Annotated in this window: 17 protein-coding genes and 1 tRNA gene; 5 read left to right on the forward strand and 13 right to left on the reverse strand. The window is 35.0% G+C overall.

Going from position 1 to position 17968, the window contains the following annotated elements:
• Window positions 1-272 precede the first annotated feature (272 nt).
• From RT037_RS08355 to leuS, 9 genes are all read right to left on the reverse strand, one after another.
• Window positions 273-348 (reverse strand) — tRNA-His (locus RT037_RS08355).
• A gap of 39 nt (window positions 349-387) precedes the next feature.
• Complete coding sequence (bshB1, locus tag RT037_RS08360; RefSeq protein ID WP_313029916.1) at window positions 388-1104, reverse strand: bacillithiol biosynthesis deacetylase BshB1; 717 nt, start codon at window positions 1102-1104, stop codon at window positions 388-390.
• Window positions 1105-1181: 77 nt separating this feature from the next.
• Window positions 1182-2834 (reverse strand): hypothetical protein, encoded by a 1653-nt coding sequence (locus RT037_RS08365; RefSeq protein ID WP_312324435.1) that lies wholly within the window; start codon window positions 2832-2834, stop codon window positions 1182-1184.
• A 96-nt stretch (window positions 2835-2930) separates the two neighbouring features.
• Window positions 2931-3803, reverse strand: coding sequence for a substrate-binding domain-containing protein (locus RT037_RS08370; RefSeq protein ID WP_313029923.1), 873 nt, complete (start codon window positions 3801-3803; stop codon window positions 2931-2933).
• Window positions 3804-4053: 250 nt separating this feature from the next.
• A complete protein-coding gene (locus RT037_RS08375) occupies window positions 4054-4896 on the reverse strand; it encodes a TonB family protein (protein WP_312322948.1) in 843 nt (280 codons plus the stop codon).
• 36 nt (window positions 4897-4932) lie between these two features.
• A complete protein-coding gene (locus RT037_RS08380; RefSeq protein ID WP_313029925.1) occupies window positions 4933-5475 on the reverse strand; it encodes an ExbD/TolR family protein in 543 nt (180 codons plus the stop codon).
• Between the two features lie 9 nt (window positions 5476-5484).
• Window positions 5485-6084: a biopolymer transporter ExbD gene (locus RT037_RS08385; protein ID WP_312322946.1), complete on the reverse strand. Its 600-nt coding sequence runs from the start codon at window positions 6082-6084 to the stop codon at window positions 5485-5487.
• Between the two features lie 75 nt (window positions 6085-6159).
• Window positions 6160-7023: a MotA/TolQ/ExbB proton channel family protein gene (locus RT037_RS08390; RefSeq protein WP_313029930.1), complete on the reverse strand. Its 864-nt coding sequence runs from the start codon at window positions 7021-7023 to the stop codon at window positions 6160-6162.
• 274 nt (window positions 7024-7297) lie between these two features.
• Window positions 7298-10165, reverse strand: coding sequence for a leucine--tRNA ligase (leuS, locus tag RT037_RS08395; protein ID WP_313029934.1), 2868 nt, complete (start codon window positions 10163-10165; stop codon window positions 7298-7300).
• A gap of 317 nt (window positions 10166-10482) precedes the next feature.
• Here leuS and RT037_RS08400 point away from each other — a divergent pair, with 317 nt between their 5' ends.
• Genes RT037_RS08400 through RT037_RS08410 form a run of 3 tightly spaced genes read left to right on the forward strand, consistent with a single transcriptional unit; the run spans window position 10483 to window position 12628 of the window.
• The gene (locus tag RT037_RS08400) at window positions 10483-10809 is read left to right on the forward strand and encodes a hypothetical protein (protein WP_313029938.1); all 327 of its coding nucleotides are present in this window, start codon (window positions 10483-10485) and stop codon (window positions 10807-10809) included.
• 42 nt (window positions 10810-10851) lie between these two features.
• Window positions 10852-11817, forward strand: a complete 966-nt coding sequence (locus RT037_RS08405; RefSeq protein WP_312322941.1) for a TQO small subunit DoxD — start codon at window positions 10852-10854, stop codon at window positions 11815-11817.
• Window positions 11818-11875: 58 nt separating this feature from the next.
• A complete protein-coding gene (locus RT037_RS08410; RefSeq protein WP_313029942.1) occupies window positions 11876-12628 on the forward strand; it encodes a glycosyltransferase family 2 protein in 753 nt (250 codons plus the stop codon).
• A gap of 2 nt (window positions 12629-12630) precedes the next feature.
• On the opposite strand, the gene RT037_RS08415 is transcribed toward RT037_RS08410, so the two are convergent.
• Window positions 12631-13902 carry a glycosyltransferase N-terminal domain-containing protein gene (locus RT037_RS08415; protein WP_313029946.1) on the reverse strand — a complete coding sequence of 424 codons (1272 nt, stop codon included), beginning with the start codon at window positions 13900-13902 and terminating at the stop codon, window positions 12631-12633.
• A gap of 184 nt (window positions 13903-14086) precedes the next feature.
• Here RT037_RS08415 and rpmH point away from each other — a divergent pair, with 184 nt between their 5' ends.
• Together rpmH and RT037_RS08425 are read left to right on the forward strand one after the other, a co-directional pair.
• The gene (gene rpmH, locus RT037_RS08420) at window positions 14087-14245 is read left to right on the forward strand and encodes a 50S ribosomal protein L34 (protein ID WP_039365072.1); all 159 of its coding nucleotides are present in this window, start codon (window positions 14087-14089) and stop codon (window positions 14243-14245) included.
• Between the two features lie 160 nt (window positions 14246-14405).
• Window positions 14406-15116 carry an ATP-binding cassette domain-containing protein gene (locus tag RT037_RS08425; RefSeq protein ID WP_312322580.1) on the forward strand — a complete coding sequence of 237 codons (711 nt, stop codon included), beginning with the start codon at window positions 14406-14408 and terminating at the stop codon, window positions 15114-15116.
• Between the two features lie 46 nt (window positions 15117-15162).
• On the opposite strand, the gene RT037_RS08430 is transcribed toward RT037_RS08425, so the two are convergent.
• From RT037_RS08430 to RT037_RS08440, 3 genes are read right to left on the reverse strand one after another with little or no spacing between them, the layout of a single operon-like run.
• Window positions 15163-15864, reverse strand: a complete 702-nt coding sequence (locus tag RT037_RS08430) for a tRNA1(Val) (adenine(37)-N6)-methyltransferase (RefSeq protein ID WP_313029950.1) — start codon at window positions 15862-15864, stop codon at window positions 15163-15165.
• A gap of 3 nt (window positions 15865-15867) precedes the next feature.
• On the reverse strand, window positions 15868-17322 hold the full coding sequence (locus tag RT037_RS08435) for a HAMP domain-containing sensor histidine kinase (RefSeq protein WP_312322577.1): 1455 nt from the start codon (window positions 17320-17322) through the stop codon (window positions 15868-15870).
• A complete protein-coding gene (locus RT037_RS08440; RefSeq protein WP_312322576.1) occupies window positions 17309-17908 on the reverse strand; it encodes a riboflavin synthase in 600 nt (199 codons plus the stop codon). The genes RT037_RS08435 and RT037_RS08440 overlap by 14 nt, the downstream gene beginning before the upstream one ends.
• Window positions 17909-17968: the final 60 nt, after the last annotated feature.

Raw genomic sequence — 17968 nt, forward strand, 5'->3', positions numbered from 1 at the left:
TTAATGTGCTATAATTAAAGAAAATTAATATTGTCAAGTTTTATCATAATCATCATAAGATTAAAACCGCAAAAGGCAGTTGAGAATAACATCTCGTCTAACTACTACAAATTATGAAAAAATATAGAAATAAAAAGAAGGAACTGAAATCATCAAAACTCAAATATTTTTACAACTGAAAAAAGTTTAACAATAATGAAAGTAAATAGTCAAAAAAACTCTTAATCGACAAAAAAAAAAAGCATCCTAAAATTAGAATGCTTTTTAAATTTGGGTGAATGATGGGTCTCGAACCCACGACCTTCGGAACCACAATCCGACGCTCTAACCAACTGAGCTACAATCACCGTTTTTGCGTGTGCAAATATAGCACAATAATTTTAACTATCAAATAAAATTATCAAAATTTTTCAAAGCAATTAATTTTTCAGACGTAAAACCCTCAGCATAAGCAACTCCCGATAAACGCCCAAGATCTTGCGCGCGGTAAGTTAAACTCTTCAAAAAGTCTTTTGTCGCGATTGGCGTCATAGGCTCGTTAGAAGTTGGATCATAAAACTGCGTTTTATAAGCCATACAAGATGCAATTTTAACATCTAAAAAGTCAGAAATATCAATAACAAATTCTGGTTGAATATGCTTCCATTGGATGTAATGCAAAATCAATTTAGGTCGCCAAACCTCTTGCGGTTGATTGTCTAATTCGGTTTCGATTTTTCTAAGCCCCGAAAGAAAACAAGCATCAGAAGCCAACTTTGCGCCTTTTGCATGATCTGGATGACGATCATCAATCGCATTAGCCAAAACAATATCTGGTTGGTATTTTCTAATCATTTTAACGATTCGCATTTGATAGTCTTTAGAGTTTTCTAAAAAACCATCTTCCATCTTCAAATTTTCTCTTGATGATACTTTCAAAATTTTTGCAGCTTCAGCAGCTTCCACGGCGCGCGTTTCGTTAGTACCACGAGTTCCTAATTCACCTTGTGTCAAATCGATTATAGCTACTGTTTTTCCTTCCGAAATCAGTTTTGCTAGTGTTCCTCCACAACCTAACTCAACATCGTCAGGATGCGCTCCAATTGCTAAGATGTCAACTTTCATTATCTTAATTTTTTACAAATTTATGAAAACAAAAAAATCCCGTAGTTTTCACCACGGGATTTTTTACGATTAATATCTTATTTACTTAAATATTTAACAAGATTAACTGCATCTTGATATGTTGGGTTAAGCGCAACCGCCTTATCAGCATATTCTTTAGCTTTTGCCTTGTCTCCATCTTTGTTAGCATAAGCTATCGCAAAATATGCGTAAGAAAGAGATTCTTTATTAGCTTCAACTTCAGCAGGATTTTTTGTAATCAAATCGATGTATTTTTGATAAGATCCATTTGCTAAGTCTGTATTACCGCTTTGTTGATAAGCATAAGCCAAAGAGTTGTAAGCTGGCGCCCAATCAGGAAGCAAACTTGTTAATTTTTGCCATGTTAACACAGCGCCATTCCAGTTTTTAGCTTCTTGGTAAGCTTGTGCTAAATAAGCCATAGATGTAGTATCTTCTGGGTTAGCAGCTACTTTCTTCTTAAGTCCTTCAATCTGTGGGTTAGTTGGCCCTTGATCAGCAGAAGCAGCATTAAATCCACCTTTGATTTTAGCTAACTCTTCGTCCCACTTCATTGTTTCATCTTTTGCAGCTTTCGCAATTGCAATTTTAGACTGAACTTGAGTTTCTAATTCTGCTTTTTTAGCAGGATCTTTTTCATTTTTAGCCAAACCAGCAGCAATCAAACCTGCAAGACCTTGATCCGCAGCCTGAACTCTAGCTTTATCAACAGAGCTAACAAATTTATCTAAATTCTCTTTTGCACTTGTATAATCTCCAGAACCGTACTGTATATAAGCACGAAGTTTATATTTAATCGGATCTTCAACTTTATCAAAAATCTTATCTAAAGTCGTTTTCGCATTCGCATAATCATCATTGATGAAATATAATTTAGCAATCTCTAACTGAGTTGAAGGATCTTCATCCGCATACTGAGAATATTTAACCAAATCTTGCGTCGCTTCAGCATTACGTTGATATTTCATATTGAAACCAGCCAAAGCTTTATACGCAGGTGCATAAGAAGGATCAACAGCAACTGCTTTATCTAAATTTTCTTTTGCTTTTTGCCATTGTTGAGCTGCCATCCATAATGTTGCAATTCTTGTATAGACAGAGGCTTTACTTTTTGCAACAGGAAGCGCATTTTCGTAAGCAGAAAGAGCACTACCAGCTAACTTAGGGTCGTTCGTAGACTTAAGTCTATAAGCATCTCCTAACGCATAGTAATAATTTGCTGGTACACCCGCTTTTTGAGATCTTTCGATAGCTTTGTTAAGGAACTCAATTGCTAAATCAGGATTCGTAGTTTTTTCATAAATCGTTAAAGCTTCAGCAGCACGATAAAGTACTTCTGCATCTTTCTCTTTAGTATCTTTAACAATTTGACGAAGATCGTTTTCTCCAGACTTATCGCCTTTCCCAATTTTGATAGAAGCTAAACCTACTTTGTTAAGAGCACTTTTAGGATCTTTTGCTAAACCTTGATCAAAATATTCTTTAGCCTTGTCAAAATTAGGCTCGAACTGAGTTAAATATGTATTCCCCAGATAAAAATAGTTATTAGCTGATGGATCTTTTGTAATTAAATCATTAAAATTTTGTCTTGCTTTTGCATATTTGTGACTGTCAACATAGATGATACCTTCTTGCACAGATTGAGCAAATGCAAACTGAGAGAAAAACCCAACAGCCGCAGTCAAAACAATTTTCTTGGAATAATTCATTATAATTTTATTTTAGTTTATTTAAATATTGAATATGGATTGAAACACAAGATTCATTCCAAATTTTATTTCAAAATCGTAAATTTTGTTAACATGTTATCGCATCTGAACTTCACGGCGATATAGATTGTAAGGTTGAAGCCCTTCTTTCTCCACAACGATCTGTCCAAGTTGTGTACATGCAAATCTAATAAAACCATTACCAAGGCCATAATACGCCTCATTGGTTAGAAAATACAAAACTCTTGTAAAAGGATATTGCATATCTTGTAGATTATCAACTGTTGGTGTATAAGATTTGCCTTTATCAACAATTGGCAAGACATTGATTTTATCTCTTAGCATAATAGCTTCATCTCCATATGGACGCGAAATCGTATTAAGGCTAATAACTCCAATTTTGTTCGGATACTTCTCTAACTCTTTGACAATATTCTCATTACCTTTAATAATTGAATATTTAAGAGCTGAAGCTTTTACATTAAACTGCTGAGCAATAAAATTAATATTACTTGAGTTAGCTCCATCAAAGATCAGACTTTTTTCATCAGAAGAAATTCTCTTTTTAATTTCATCTACACTTAATTCTTTAATGGTAGAATTTTCTTTAGAAACAACAAAAACTAAGGCATCAGCAGCAAATTTTGCAGGTTGCCAAGGCAGATTTATTTTTTTATCATAAGCATCCTTTTCCGACTTTGTCAAGTTTCGAGACATTACAATGACACGCGTTTTTCTATCTAAAAGATCTAGCAAGCCAATATCTTCTTTGGTATATACTACGTTAATCTTCGTACTGGGATTGAGAGCCATGTAACGCTCTGTTAAAGCTTCTGTAACGCTTCTAAAAGATTCATCCGCTTCCAATGTTATAGTACCTTGGTTAGGTGTATCCAAAGCCTCAGTTTTAGATTTATTACATGAAATTAAAAAGAAAATAGCGAATACTACTAAAATACTATTCTTCATAACGACTATCTCTTATTTTTCTAATAGCGCGAAAAACACGAAAAATCCCATAACCAATTAAAATAGTACCTAATGGATAAGCAATATTTGGTTCAAGCTGAACTACAAAAAATTTATAAATAATAACCACGATACCTAGAACGGCATAAAAAAAACCCGTGATTACCGATAACCAATTAAACATCATAGTAACAAAGATACAAAAAAAAGAGAAGCCGAAGCTTCTCTTTCTTATGTTAATAAATGCTAATTATTGAAATTGCATTGTAATTGGAATTGAGAAATATGATCTCACGCTTTCACCGTTAAGCTTAGCAGGCTTCCATTTCTTCTGTCTCTTAACAACACTAACTGCTTCAGAGTCAAATTCAGAATTTCCTGACTTTTGCATAACCTTAACATCGGAAACCGAACCATCTCTTTCCACGATGAATCTTAACTTAACTGTTAATTGTCCTTCACCTTCCATATTAGAAGAATCGATATTCTCACCAACATATTTACGGAAACTTCCAAGACCACCAGGATACTCAGCAGACTGGTCTACTTCAGCATATACCTCGTTAGTATTAACAGGAGCTTTAACTTCAGCAGTTGTCACTTTACCTGGTCCAGGTGGAGGTGGCGGTGGCGTAAAGTCTGGCTTCTTAACACCTTCTTGATTAACAAGACCAGTAGTTGTTTCTAACTGTTTTGTAATCGGTGGTGGAGGTGTTTCTACCTTTGGCTCTCTTTTAGGTTCAGGAACAACATTTTGAATTACTTCAATTTTCTCCGGCTCCTGCTTTGGTGGAGGTGGTGGAGGTGGTTCCTCTTCTTTAGGCTGTTCTAAAACTGGCTGCTCTGGTAAAATCTCAATAAGATTTGCATCAACTTCAGTTTTATCAGCAGCGTTCATTTGTTTAATCTTCAGATATACAAACGGAGATATAACTGCAACTAGGAAGAAAATTGTACCAAAAATAAATGACTTCGTCAATAACTTAGGATACTCCGTTCTTAGATCGTATGCGCCATACTCTTTATTTCTATTCTGAAATACAATCTCATCTAATGATAGATTTTCTGGATTGTAATTTGAATTCTCTGACATTTTCTTAATATTTAAGAATTAATTGTAGCACGGAGATTATTCTCCAACTTTCTTTTTATAAACAGCCAATTCCCAAGGTTTGATATCGGTAACCCCATATCTTTCATTTTTAGTAATAGCCATTTCGTCAAGAATATCTACAAAATTTTTGTACACTGCATCATCAGTCGGCTTAATAATCACAGTAAACATGTTCTGATCTGCCGCTCTCGCTTTTGCTTGCTCGATTACTTTAGTAATCCCTTCTCTATCATACCTCGTCTCTATCAAGGTTTGGTCATTAAGACCAGCTTGATCTTGTTGGTGATAGAAAACTCTATTATCTTTCCCAATAATAATTGAGATTGAATTGCTCAATTTAATTTCAGTATCTGGCGGTTTTTGAGTCTCATCTTTCGGTTTTGCCGGAAGACCAAGATCCATCACGTTCGGTTTACTGAAAGTAGTGGTAAACATGAAGAAGGTAATCAATAGAAACCCTAAGTCTACCATCGGCGTCATATCGACTCTGGTATTCTGCTTTTTCGAGCGTACCTTGCCGCCTTTGGCGCCACTGTCTTTTACTTGTACTTCTGCCATTTCTATTTATTATTTCCCTTCTTGAGATGTTATTAACCAAAACTTAAGAAAATCTATATCTCTTAAGCCTTCAAATAAGTCTTTTACTTTTGGATACTTTGTTGACACATCACCTTTAATAGCTAACTTGTAGCTAGGGTTAACTGCCAAACTTTGTTGTACCCAATCAATAACTTGCTTATTAACGCTATCCAAAGGCACTCCTTCTTTAGCTTTAAAGGTTTTTAATTGATCTTCTGAAAGACCTAGATAACCTTTTAGCTGATTCATCGGAACACCGATTGTTTGCACTTTCGCAAATGCCACCTTTTCTTTATCGTTGAAAGTCATTCCGTATTTAGCACCCATTTTTTCTAATAACTGTACTCTTTCTGCACCGTTATCAACTGGAGTAAAATAGAATTTACCTTCTGGTGTTACGTTGATGGTCATAAGACTCGCATCAGGTAACAATTTTTCTGATATTGATGATGGCGGTTTGATTTGTTCCACATCTGGTTTCTTAAACTGTGTGGTCAAGATAAAGAATGTAAGTAGTAAGAACGCAACATCACACATCGCTGTCATGTCGGTTACCACTCCATGTCTTTTTGGTTTAATTTTCGCCATTTTATTATTATTTCTTTAACTAACTTCTTGAATTACAAATTGCGTGCTAGCAATTATATCTAACTGAGTTTGTTCTTAGTTGAACTCAGCAAAAGATTGTTGGATACTCATAGAGATTTCGTCAATCTTATAAGTTAAACCATCAATTTTAGCAGTAAAGAAGTTGTAGAAAATAATCGCGATAGCTGATGTACCAATACCTAAAGCCGTATTAATAAGTGCTTCAGAAATACCGATTGATAATGCAGCAGCATCAGGAGTACCTCCTCCAGATCCTAAAGCGTGGAACGCTTTAATCATCCCGATTACCGTACCTAAAAGCGCAATAAGGGTTGCAACTGTACCTAATGTAGAAAGAATGTTCATGTTTTTCTCTAACATTGGCATCTCAAGAGTTGTAGCTTCTTCGATTGACTTGTTAAGAGCGATCATTTTTTGCTCTTTGTTAAGTGTGTTGTCTTTAGCTAAAGCTTTGTAAGTCGTAAGACCTTCTTTAACTACGTTACCAACAGATCCTTTTTGTCTGTCACACTCTTCCATTGCTTCATCAATCTTGTTTTGGTTAAGTAAGCTTCTAACTTTCATTACGAAGTTATCTAAGTTACCGTTACCTGCAGCTTTCCCTAAAACTAAGAAACGCTCAATCGAGAACACAACTACTGTAAGCATGAAAAGGATAAGGATGTGTACTACTGGACCTCCCATGTAGATAATACCCATAAATCCTTCTGGGTGTAATTCTTTAGATTCTACATCTGCTAAAGCTACTGATGCTCCCGTTACTTTTGGGTTAGCAGCAAAGTTAGACGGATTACCTAGTACAAATAGATAGATTGCTAATGCAACTAAGTAAAGAATTGGTAAAATTATAGCCGGATTAAGGCCTCCCTTTTTTCTAGCAACTACTTGCTCGTCTGTGTTCGAAACATTCATTTCCATATTAAACTAAATTATAATTGTTAAATTTTCTAGGTTGTAAAATAAAGGCAAATAAATTAAAAATGCAATACTTAGTATACATTTAACTTCTAATTTATATTAGCGCTTTAGATAAATAATTATTATATTGATATTTATTTCAAAAAATATTGCGTCATTTTTACTTCTATACTTTTATTCGTTTTATTAAAGTCTAAAATAAGCCTGTATTTTTTTGAACTTTTAAATAGTATTTCGTTTTAAACACTCGCTTAATTTATACTAAGAAACGGCACTAAATTACGATATTTATGATTTTCTTAGGCACAATAATCAATTTTTTTGGAGCTTGACTTCCCAAAAAGTTGATTACGCGCTCATCTTTTAATATTATTTCTTCAATTTCGTTAGCTGTCAAAGTGGCTGAAAGTGCTAATTTGAATTTCATTTTTCCATTAAAACTAACTGGATATTCAATTTCATCCTCAACCAAATAGTTTTCATCTAATTCTGGAAATTTAACATATTCCACACTTTCATCATGACCTAACAGACTCCATAATTCTTCACAAATATGCGGTGCATAAGGTGAAATAATGACAGCTAGAGGTTTCAGAATCGCTCTTTTGTTACATTTTAATTTTTGCAATTCGTTAACTGCAATCATAAATGAAGACACCGACGTATTAAATGAGAAGTTCTCAACATCGTAGACCACCTTCTTTATTAAGGTATGCAAGACTTTATATTCCGCTTTTGTTGGCTCATCATCGCTCACCACGAAAGTATCACCATCAAAATACAAGTTCCAGAATTTTTTCAAAAAGCCATAAACACCGCTAAGCCCCTGTGTATTCCAAGGTTTTGATTGCTCCAACGGTCCTAAAAACATTTCGTAAAGACGAAGACAATCTGCCCCAAATTCTTCACTAATATCATCAGGATTCACCACGTTAAACTTCGACTTTGACATTTTCTCAACCTCACGTTCTGTGATATATTTTCCGTTATCTAGGATAAATTCTGCATCCGCAAATTCTGGTCTCCACATTTTGAATGCTTCGGTGTCCAGCTCGTCACTTCCGCCTTTTAACAAAGAAACATCAACGTGGATTTTCTGCGTTTTATAATCACCTGCCAAAGCTTTAGAAACAAATTGATTACTCCCATCAATTCTAAACACAAAAGCACTCATCCCTAAAATCATCCCTTGATTGATCAGTTTCTGGAAAGGTTCGTCTTGGTCAATATAACCTCTGTCTTTTAAGAACATATTCCAAAAACGAGAATACAACAAATGTCCTGTTGCATGCTCACTTCCTCCGATATACAAATCAACTTGTCCCCAATAATCCGACAATTCTTTTTTGCAGAATACCTCATCATCGTGCGGATCCATATATCTTAAGAAATACCAAGAGCTACCTGCCCAACCTGGCATCGTTGACAATTCTAATGGAAATACCGTTACATTATCTATTAAATCCGTTGCAACCACTTTTTGATTCGCTTCGTCCCAAGCAAAGTCTTTAGCATTCCCTAAAGGTGGATCACCATCTTCTGTTGGCAAATATTTTTCAACTTCTGGCAAAGCCAATGGCAAAGCAGAAACCGGCAATGTGTAGGGCAAATCATTTTTAAAATAAACAGGAACTGGCTCGCCCCAATAACGCTGACGAGAAAAAATCGCATCACGTTGTCTATAATTAATTGTAGCCTCGCCGATATTTCGTTTTACAATTTCTTCAATGATTTTAGATTTCGCTTCTTCGTAATTTAAACCATTTAAGAAATCAGAGTTAATGCATTTTCCATCTTTTGAAGCAAAAGCTTCTTCCTGAACATTTTCGCCACCTTCAACAACTTCGATAATTTCTAAACCGAATTTCTTTGCAAATCTGTGATCGCGTTCATCATGCGCTGGAACCGCCATAACTGCGCCTGTTCCGTAACCCATCAACACATAATCCGAAATATAAATCGGCATCTTCTTTCCTGTAAAAGGATTGATGGCGTAACTTCCTGTGAAAGCACCCGAAACCGACTTAACATCAGCCATACGATCGCGCTCTGTTTTTTTAGAAGTTTCGGCAATATAATTTTCAACTTCTGCTTTTTGAGCTTCTGTTGTAATATTTTCTACCAAAGGATTTTCTGGCGCCAACACCATAAATGTCGATCCAAAAATAGTATCAGGACGCGTTGTGAAAACTTCAATCACGTCGTCGGTTGCTGGTTGTTGGTTGTCAGAATTTTCCTGAACATCATCAACAATCAACTGAGAACCATCAATCAAAAATTTAACTTTCGCACCTTGAGATTTCCCGATCCAATATTCTTGAGAATCTTTAAGCGGCTGTGGCCAATCCAAAGTCGCAAGACCTTGCAATAATCTTTCAGAATATGCAGAAATACGCATACTCCATTGCATCATTTTCTTTTGATACACAGGAAAACCACCACGCTCAGATTTACCTCCAATAACTTCATCGTTCGCTAAAACCGTTCCTAAAGCTGGACACCAATTAACCGTTGTCTCAGCACGAAACGCCAAACGATAATTTAATAAAATATCTTGCTTATCTTCTTCCGAAGCCGCTTTCCATTCTTCTGCAGTAAAGTTTAATTCATCATTCTGATTGGCATTAAGTCCGTCTGTACCTTTTGCTTCAAAATGTTTAATCAACGTATCAATCGATTCTGCTTTGTCCGTATCCTTATTATACCACGAATGAAATAATTGAATAAAAATCCATTGTGTCCATTTATAATAAGATGCATCAGACGTACGAATCTCGCGACTCCAATCAAAAGAGAACCCAATCTTTTTAAGTTGCTCTTCGTAACGATTAATATTTTGCTCTGTCGTCACCGCAGGATGCTGTCCAGTTTGGATAGCATATTGCTCGGCTGGCAAACCAAAACTATCGTAACCAACAGGATGTAACACGTTGAAGCCTTGATGTCTTTTGTATCTTGCATAGATATCCGACGCAATATACCCGAGCGGATGTCCCACGTGGAGTCCTGCTCCCGATGGATAAGGGAACATATCTAATACATAAAATTTCGGCTTAGAAGTAGCGTCCGATGTTTTGTAAGTTTGGTTTTCTTCCCAATACTTCTGCCACTTCTTTTCAATCTGTTGGTGATCGTAAAACACTGTTAAAATATTATTTTGTAGTTAATAATTCTATCAATCTTGGAAAACCCAAATATTAACATCTTTAAAAACGACATTGCAAAGATATAAAATTTTAAACAATAGAAGTTTTAAAAATAATTTTTCTGGTAAAATCAAAAATTGTAGATAAGATTTTGGAAAACACTTTCGTTTTGGCTTCCAAAAAGACTTCCAAAGATAAGCATTTTAACACATATTTAACTGCAAATAAAGTATTAAGAAAACTTAAAAACTTTGTTTTGGTATTTTAAAAGGCTATTTTTGCCCACATGCGAGTGTTTTTACAAATAATTTTTGTGATCGGGATTTTGTTTTCGCCATGTAGCGTGAAGGCAAGTCTTTTCCAAATGACGTCGCAAAAGGAATTTAGTTTTGATAAAACCTCTCCCAACAAAAGTAATTTTTCGGATAAGTCAACTTGTGACACCCAAAATTTAAAAACCAAAACAAAAGTCAAATTTGTTCTTGACCAAGCTTTAGCAAATGATTTTTTCAGTTTTAAAAACATTGAAGATTTCATTTTTAAAACTAAAGAAAAGACCGCTTTTGTCATTCGCGAGCGCGTCCAAGAGCGACTCTTCCTACTCTATTCTCAACTCAAAATTGCAATTATTTTTAAATAAACTTTCACGTCAAAAATTTATTTAAAATCAAATATTGCAATAATGAACAAAACAATCATCAATGCTTTTCCTAACGCAGGATTAGCGCTCCGCCTTGTAATTGGCTGGACATATTTTTCCGCTTTTTGGAGGCGATTAATTTTAGAAAACAAACTAGATCCAGAAGTTCCTGGCTACATCGGTGAAAAATTTAATCATTTTCTTCCGAATGCACTTTTTATAAAACCTTTAATAGAATACCTCGTAAGCAATCCCGAAATTCTACTGACAAAAATGTGGATTTTCACGATTGTTGAGGGATTTGTCGGCTTATTTTTAATGATAGGTTACAAAACCCGAATCAACAGTCTTATCGTTATGTCGTTAGCTTTAGGAATTCTCCTTGGCTCTGGCTGGATTGGTACAACTTGCCTCGACGAATGGCAAATTGGCGTTTTGGGAATTGCAGGAGGATTCACACTTTTCCACTTGGGTGGCGGCAAAATTTCGATTGATGGACTTTCAAAGAATTTTGTTTTAAACGAGACTCAATTTAATGAAAAGCTCAATCTAAAATTCTACACGCCTTTTTTAGTCATCAGTTTTTTAATATTTGGATTGACACTTTATACTAATCAAGTTTTCCACGGTGGCGTCTATGGCGATCTTCACAACAAATCGGTCAAGCCAAAATTGGAAATCACAAATCTTAAACAAGATAAAAACCAAGTTAGCTTCGATGTGATGAGATTTGAAGGTGCCGATGTCTATGGTTCTTTTTTAATAGGAATTGATTTTTTGGATCAAAATGGAAACAACGTCAAAAGTCTAGGCATGGAAGATTTGAGCAAGTTTAACAAACAACAAATTAAAAATTATTATGTTGCGAAAATCAAACCTCACAAACACAGCCTACTTCTACCTTTGGGCGCAAAAGCAAATTTAAATTTCGAAATCGATCAAATTGTCCACGAAATCGCCTTAACCGACATCAGCGGAATAACTTGGAAAGCTAAAATACAAGAATAAATTAAGAGCCGAAAGGCTCTTTTTGTTGTAGTATTGTTAAATTTGCAAAAAACACAAAATGCCAGAAGTTTCGATTATTACGCCGAGTTACAATACTGAAAAATATATTCAGGAAACGATTAGTTCGGTTTTATCACAGACTTTGACGGATTGGGAATGGATTATCACGGACGATAAATCTTCGGACAAAACCACCGAAATCATCGAACAGCACAAAGATTCGCGCATCATTTTAATAAAAGCTGAGAAAAATGGCGGCGCAGGTCATGCCCGTAATTTATCCCTCGAGAAAGCTTCTGGACGTTTTATCACATTTCTTGATGCCGATGACTTTTGGGAACCCAACTTTCTTGAAGAAATGGTCAACTTCATGAAAAAAGAAAAAGCCGAAATCGCTTATTCTAATTATGCACGTTGCAATGAAGATTTAACTCCTCAGATTGAAGACTTCAAAGCAGATAAAGTGGTGACATTTAACAATCTTTTGAAAACCTGTCGATTGTCTCTTTTATCGTCCATGTACGATTCTGCGCGTGTTGGTAAAGAATATTTTCCCGAAGGTAGCAAACGTGAAGATCATGTGATGTGGCTCAATCTTTTAAAAAAAATCCCCGAAGGAAAGCCACTTCCGAAAACCATGGCAAAATACAGAATGCACCAAAGTAGCGTTTCTCGAAACAAAAAAAACATCATCAAAGACCAATATTTGGTTTACAAAGATCACATGAAATATTCTACGATTAAATCTTTGTATTACACCGCTAACTGGGCATTAAACGGCTTTATGAAGTATTCAAAGCTATTTAATTAAAATTAAACAACTGTCTTTTCGGGAAAGAAACTTAAAATTTTAGCAAGAATTTTCTTAGTCGCATATGGCTGAGATTCGACAAAGAACTTTGCATTTTCGGACATTTCTTTTAAAGTCGATACTTCATCAATTGGTGTACGATTTGCGCTTTTAATCAATTCTTCGATATAACCTGCCATCGCAAATTCGTCAGAAAAATTTTTACCGCCATTCATCTTTATTAAAGCATCAGCTTCTGGATTCTTTTTGTATTGATCTCCAAAAAACACAGGAATTCCGAACGCCGCAGCTTCCAAAATATTATGAAGTCCCGCACTGTGAAAACCGCCACCAACAACTGCTAAAGTCGCATAAGAATATAATTTTGACAACAAACCAATACTGTCAATAATTAAAACATTGCTTTCTAGATCAGTCCTTTCGTTAATTTCGCTATACAATAAAGCTTGAGGAAATAGTAATCTGAGATGTGGAACACGCTTCAAATCATGCGGCGCAATAATCAACTTGGTTTTAGGAAGTTTTTTATGTAAAACTTGCGCTGCTTTTTCCTCGGCATCCCAAGAACTTCCCAGCACAATACTTCTTCTATTAAAAACATATTCAGAAATAAAAGGTACGTGATTATCTCGATTTTTTAGTTGCTTAACACGATCAAATCGCGTATCGCCAGTTACAGAAGATTGATTTATCCCAACACTTTTCGCCAAAGCAGAACTCCCAACAGTCTGATGAAACGCCCAATCTAGACAAGTCTTCAACTGTTTTGAAAACCAACCGCCATACATTTTGAAAAAAACTTGGCCTTCATAAAACAAAGCCGAAACAACAAATATTTTGGTATTTTTTGATTTTAAAGCTCGAAGTAAATGATACCAATAATCATATTTAACAGTAAAGAAAATCTTAACATCCATCGCATTAACCAACTTTTGCATCGTTGATTTTCTATCAAACGGGAGATAAATAATAAGATCTGCGATATTCTCTTTTTTAATTACATTTTCATAGCCCGAAGGTGAGAAAAAACTGATAAGAATTTTAGAATCTGGAAACTCCGTTTTCAATTGTTCCAAAACTGGTAAACCTTGCTCATACTCGCCCAAACTTGCAGCATGCATCCAAATGACCGACTTGCCATTTAATTGACTTTGCACAGAGTCAATCGCGGTATTTCGACCAAGCAAACCTTTTCTAGCTTTTGCATTAAACATTGCAAACAGCTTAAAAACGATAATAAAAACCTCTATGAATATGGAATACAGAACTGCCATTTTTATAATAATACTTACAGTTTTCAAAAGTAAACAATTTAGAAAAAGCGTCTAGAACTTAGTTAAAGAAATTATGCTAATAAATTTTTAAAATAATTTTCAAAAATGATTTGCGACAACAAATAAAAGTCTTATATTTGCAATCTGAAAATCAAAAGATAATTACGAACTAAATATATTAGTGATGAGTAAAAGAACATTCCAACCATCGGAAAGAAAGAGAAGAAACAAACACGGTTTCAGAGAAAGAATGTCTACACCTAACGGTAGAAGAGTATTAGCAGCTAGAAGAGCAAAAGGCAGAAAGAGTTTAACTGTAAGTGCTGCACGCGCTAAGAGATAATTCTTAAATTATTACATACAAATCATGCTTGAGAGTAATGTCTTTCAAGCATTTTTTGTTGTTAAAAAATGATAAAAATTAAGTCTATCCTAAAAGTTTTCCTTATTTTTGAGATAATATTCGACTGCTGTCGAAAACTTAATCCACAAGATTTTTAACTATGCCACACAGACACGAAAGCGGAGAAAACATTATCAATCTTGACAATGCTAAAATTGTACAAAAGAACTTTACGGTTCTTAACAACGTTAATCTCCATATCCAAAAAGGAAAATTCTGTTACCTTATCGGAAAAACTGGTGCTGGAAAAAGTTCTTTATTAAAAGTACTTTACGGACATCTTCCATTACAAGGCGGAAAAGGAGAAGTTGCAGGATTTGACTTAGCAAAACTTCGTCAATCCGACATCCCCAACCTTAGAAGAAAACTAGGAATCGTCTTTCAAGATTTTCAACTTTTGACAGATAGAAATATTGAAAAAAACCTCTTGTTTGTACTACAAGCGACAGGTTGGTCAGACAAAATAAGAATGGAAGATCGCATCAACGAAGTCCTTTCTAGCGTTGGTATGAAAACCAAAAAACACAAAATGCCACACCAACTTTCTGGTGGCGAGCAACAACGTGTGGCAATTGCTAGAGCTTTGCTAAATCACCCAGAATTAATCCTTGCGGATGAGCCAACAGGAAACCTAGACCCTGAAACATCAAACGACATTATGACTTTGTTAAAAAATGTGGCGACAGAAAATAATTGCGCCGTGGTGATGGCAACGCATGATTATCACATGATTCAGAATTTCCCAGGAGAAGCTATCCGTTGCGAAAATGGACAAGTTAGCGTACTTGACACCGCAGAATTGTTTGAGTAAAAATTCAAATATTATAAAACTAAAAAAGCACCATTTGGTGCTTTTTTTATGACTTGAAAAGATGAAAATCTTTCGTAAATTCTAGATATTGGTCAGAATATTGACGAGGTGATTTTTCAACAACAAATTCTTCTACAATACAACGATCGACCTCCGATTTAGAAAAAGATAAAATCACACGTCGCACTTCCCCATCCTCAATTCCTCTTATCGAAACTTTTCGTTTAAGATGTAAATTTTCCTTTTCGCAGAGGGCAATTAAGTCATTTTCTTCTCGAGCAGGGATAATCACCGCCAAAACACCAAATTCGGATAAAATAGCATTTGATGTTTTAATTAAATCTCCAAAACCCAACTCAATTTTTTGTCGAGCTAAGACATCTTTACAGGAATCATTAGCTTCAAAATAAGGTGGATTAGAAAATACAAAATCAACTTTTTCAGCAACATCAAAATTTTTGAAATCCGCTCGTTGCGACTTCAATCGATTTGAAAAAGGCGAAGCATTAAAATTAGCTTGTGCAATTTCTACCGCTTTTTCGTTAATATCTAAAGCTAAAACATGAAGTTCTGGAAAACGTTGCGCCAACATCAAAGAGATAACGCCAGTCCCTGTACCAACTTCCAAAGCCGTTTTAGCATCTTTTGGATTCGCTAAAGCACCCAACAACACCGCATCTGTACCAACTCTAAAAACCGCTTCATCCTGAATGATATCAAATTGTTGGAATCTAAAAACCTTCATCATACATTACATATTTGTTGGCAACATAATAGTAAAAATCGTGCCTTTTCCGACTTCGGACTTTACAGAAATCTCGCCACCGTAATCTTCAATCATCTTTCTGACCATTGTTAAACCAAGTCCCATTCCTGAGCTTTTGGTTGTGAAATTTGGTTCAAAAATCTTCATTAATTTTTCATCTGGAATCCCGAAACCATTATCTTCAACGCTTATTCTTAGTTTTTTATGAATGTTTTCGATATCAACATTTATCAACATTGGTCGACTCGAATCTTGCGCTTGAATGGAATTAGAAATTAAATTAGTTAAAATTCTTGTCAAATAGATTTTATCCATGTTGACGTTAATAACATCCTTGTTAGAGTGAATATAAATATTGTTGGCTCCAAATACATTCGCAACACTTTTCGTCTCTTCAACAACATCAAAAATAACATCATTACGCTGTGGTAATTTTGCAAATTCGGAGAAAGCAGACGCCACTTCAGAAATAAGATCGATTTGCTCAACGATAACTTTAGACATTTTTTTAACCTTATTTGTCACTTCTGGGTCTTCAGGATCAAAACGTCTTTCGAAATTCTGAATCGTCAACTTCATAGGTGTTAATGGGTTTTTAACCTCGTGTGCTACCTGCTTTGCCATTTCGCGCCAAGCTTCTTCCGAAGCTTTATATCGTAGTTTTTCTCTTTGATCTTGGATTTCCGAAATCAATTTATTGTAGGCTTTAACCAAACCGTTAAGCTCATCATTTTGATAATATCGAATCGGCCGAATATTATCATCAAACAAATTAATTGAATTAATAATACTTGAAAAACGCGTAATTTTTTTTGTTAAATTATTGGAAGTCACCCAACTAATCCAAACTCCAACCAAAAGAATAAGAATATTAATAAGAATAATTAATCCCAGATAACGGTTAAAAACTTGTAGATAAACGTCTTCGTTATGATACAATGGAAAATAAACGTAACCAATATTTGCTAACATATTGTTTTTAAGAACCATGTATGACGAAGTTACATCTGCTTTTAATTTTGGATCATATTCCGTTTTATCATACTGCAAACCGTCTTTTCTTAGTTTATCTAAAATGTCAGTCGGCATATGTTTTTGGGTTATGAGTTTCGGATCTTTATTAGACAGAAGATAATCACCTTTCAGATCGTAAACAATAATATCATGCTTGTTGATATCGGCTATTTCATAAATTTTGTTCCCTAAAACTTCAGGTAAATCTTTTTCGAAAACCTCGGTATGACTGAGCGCGTAATCTAAAGACGACATCAACGCCTCGGATTTACTCTGCTTATCTACCTTACTTTGCGTCATCGCATTATCGCGAAGCACGACATACGACAACACCGCAGAGCCGATTGTACTCAAAAGGCAGACAATTAAAAATCCGACAAAAATCCTGTTACGCAGACTATAACCTTTATAATTACTTAATGACATTCTGTTTTTGCATCAATTTCGAAATATATTTCCCAATGATATCAAATTCTAAATTGACAACATCGCCGACATTAATATGTTTCATATTTGTAAACTCCCAAGTATATGGGATTATTGCCACCGAAAACTGATTCGGTTGACTATCCGCCACTGTCAAACTAATACCGTTAACAGTAATAGATCCTTGTGGTACCGTTGTGTAATTAATCTCCTCATCATAAGAAATCGTCACATAAAAACTACCGTCCATATCTTCGATTTTCGCAACTTTTCCCGTTTTATCAACATGACCTTGCACCAAATGTCCGTCTAATCGACCTTCAAATTTCAGACAACGCTCAAGGTTAACCTCTGTACCAACAGACCAATTTCCGAGATTTGTCTTTTCTAAAGTCTCATCAATTGCAGTTACTTTATATTGCGGCGCATTAATCTCAACAACGGTAAGACAACAGCCGTTATGCGCTAGACTTTGATCGACTTTTAACTCGTTAGCAAAATTACACTCGAGCGTGAAATCAACATTCGTTCCATTTTTTTCGACATTTTGCACTTTTCCTGTTGCCTCAACAATACCTGTAAACATTTTATTTTCTCTTTAAGGATTTTAAACTTAGAATAAATCTTCAATAATAACTACAAAGCT

It is taken from the genome of Soonwooa sp., from assembly GCF_032062245.1.
In the GTDB taxonomy this organism is placed as follows: domain Bacteria; phylum Bacteroidota; class Bacteroidia; order Flavobacteriales; family Weeksellaceae; genus Soonwooa.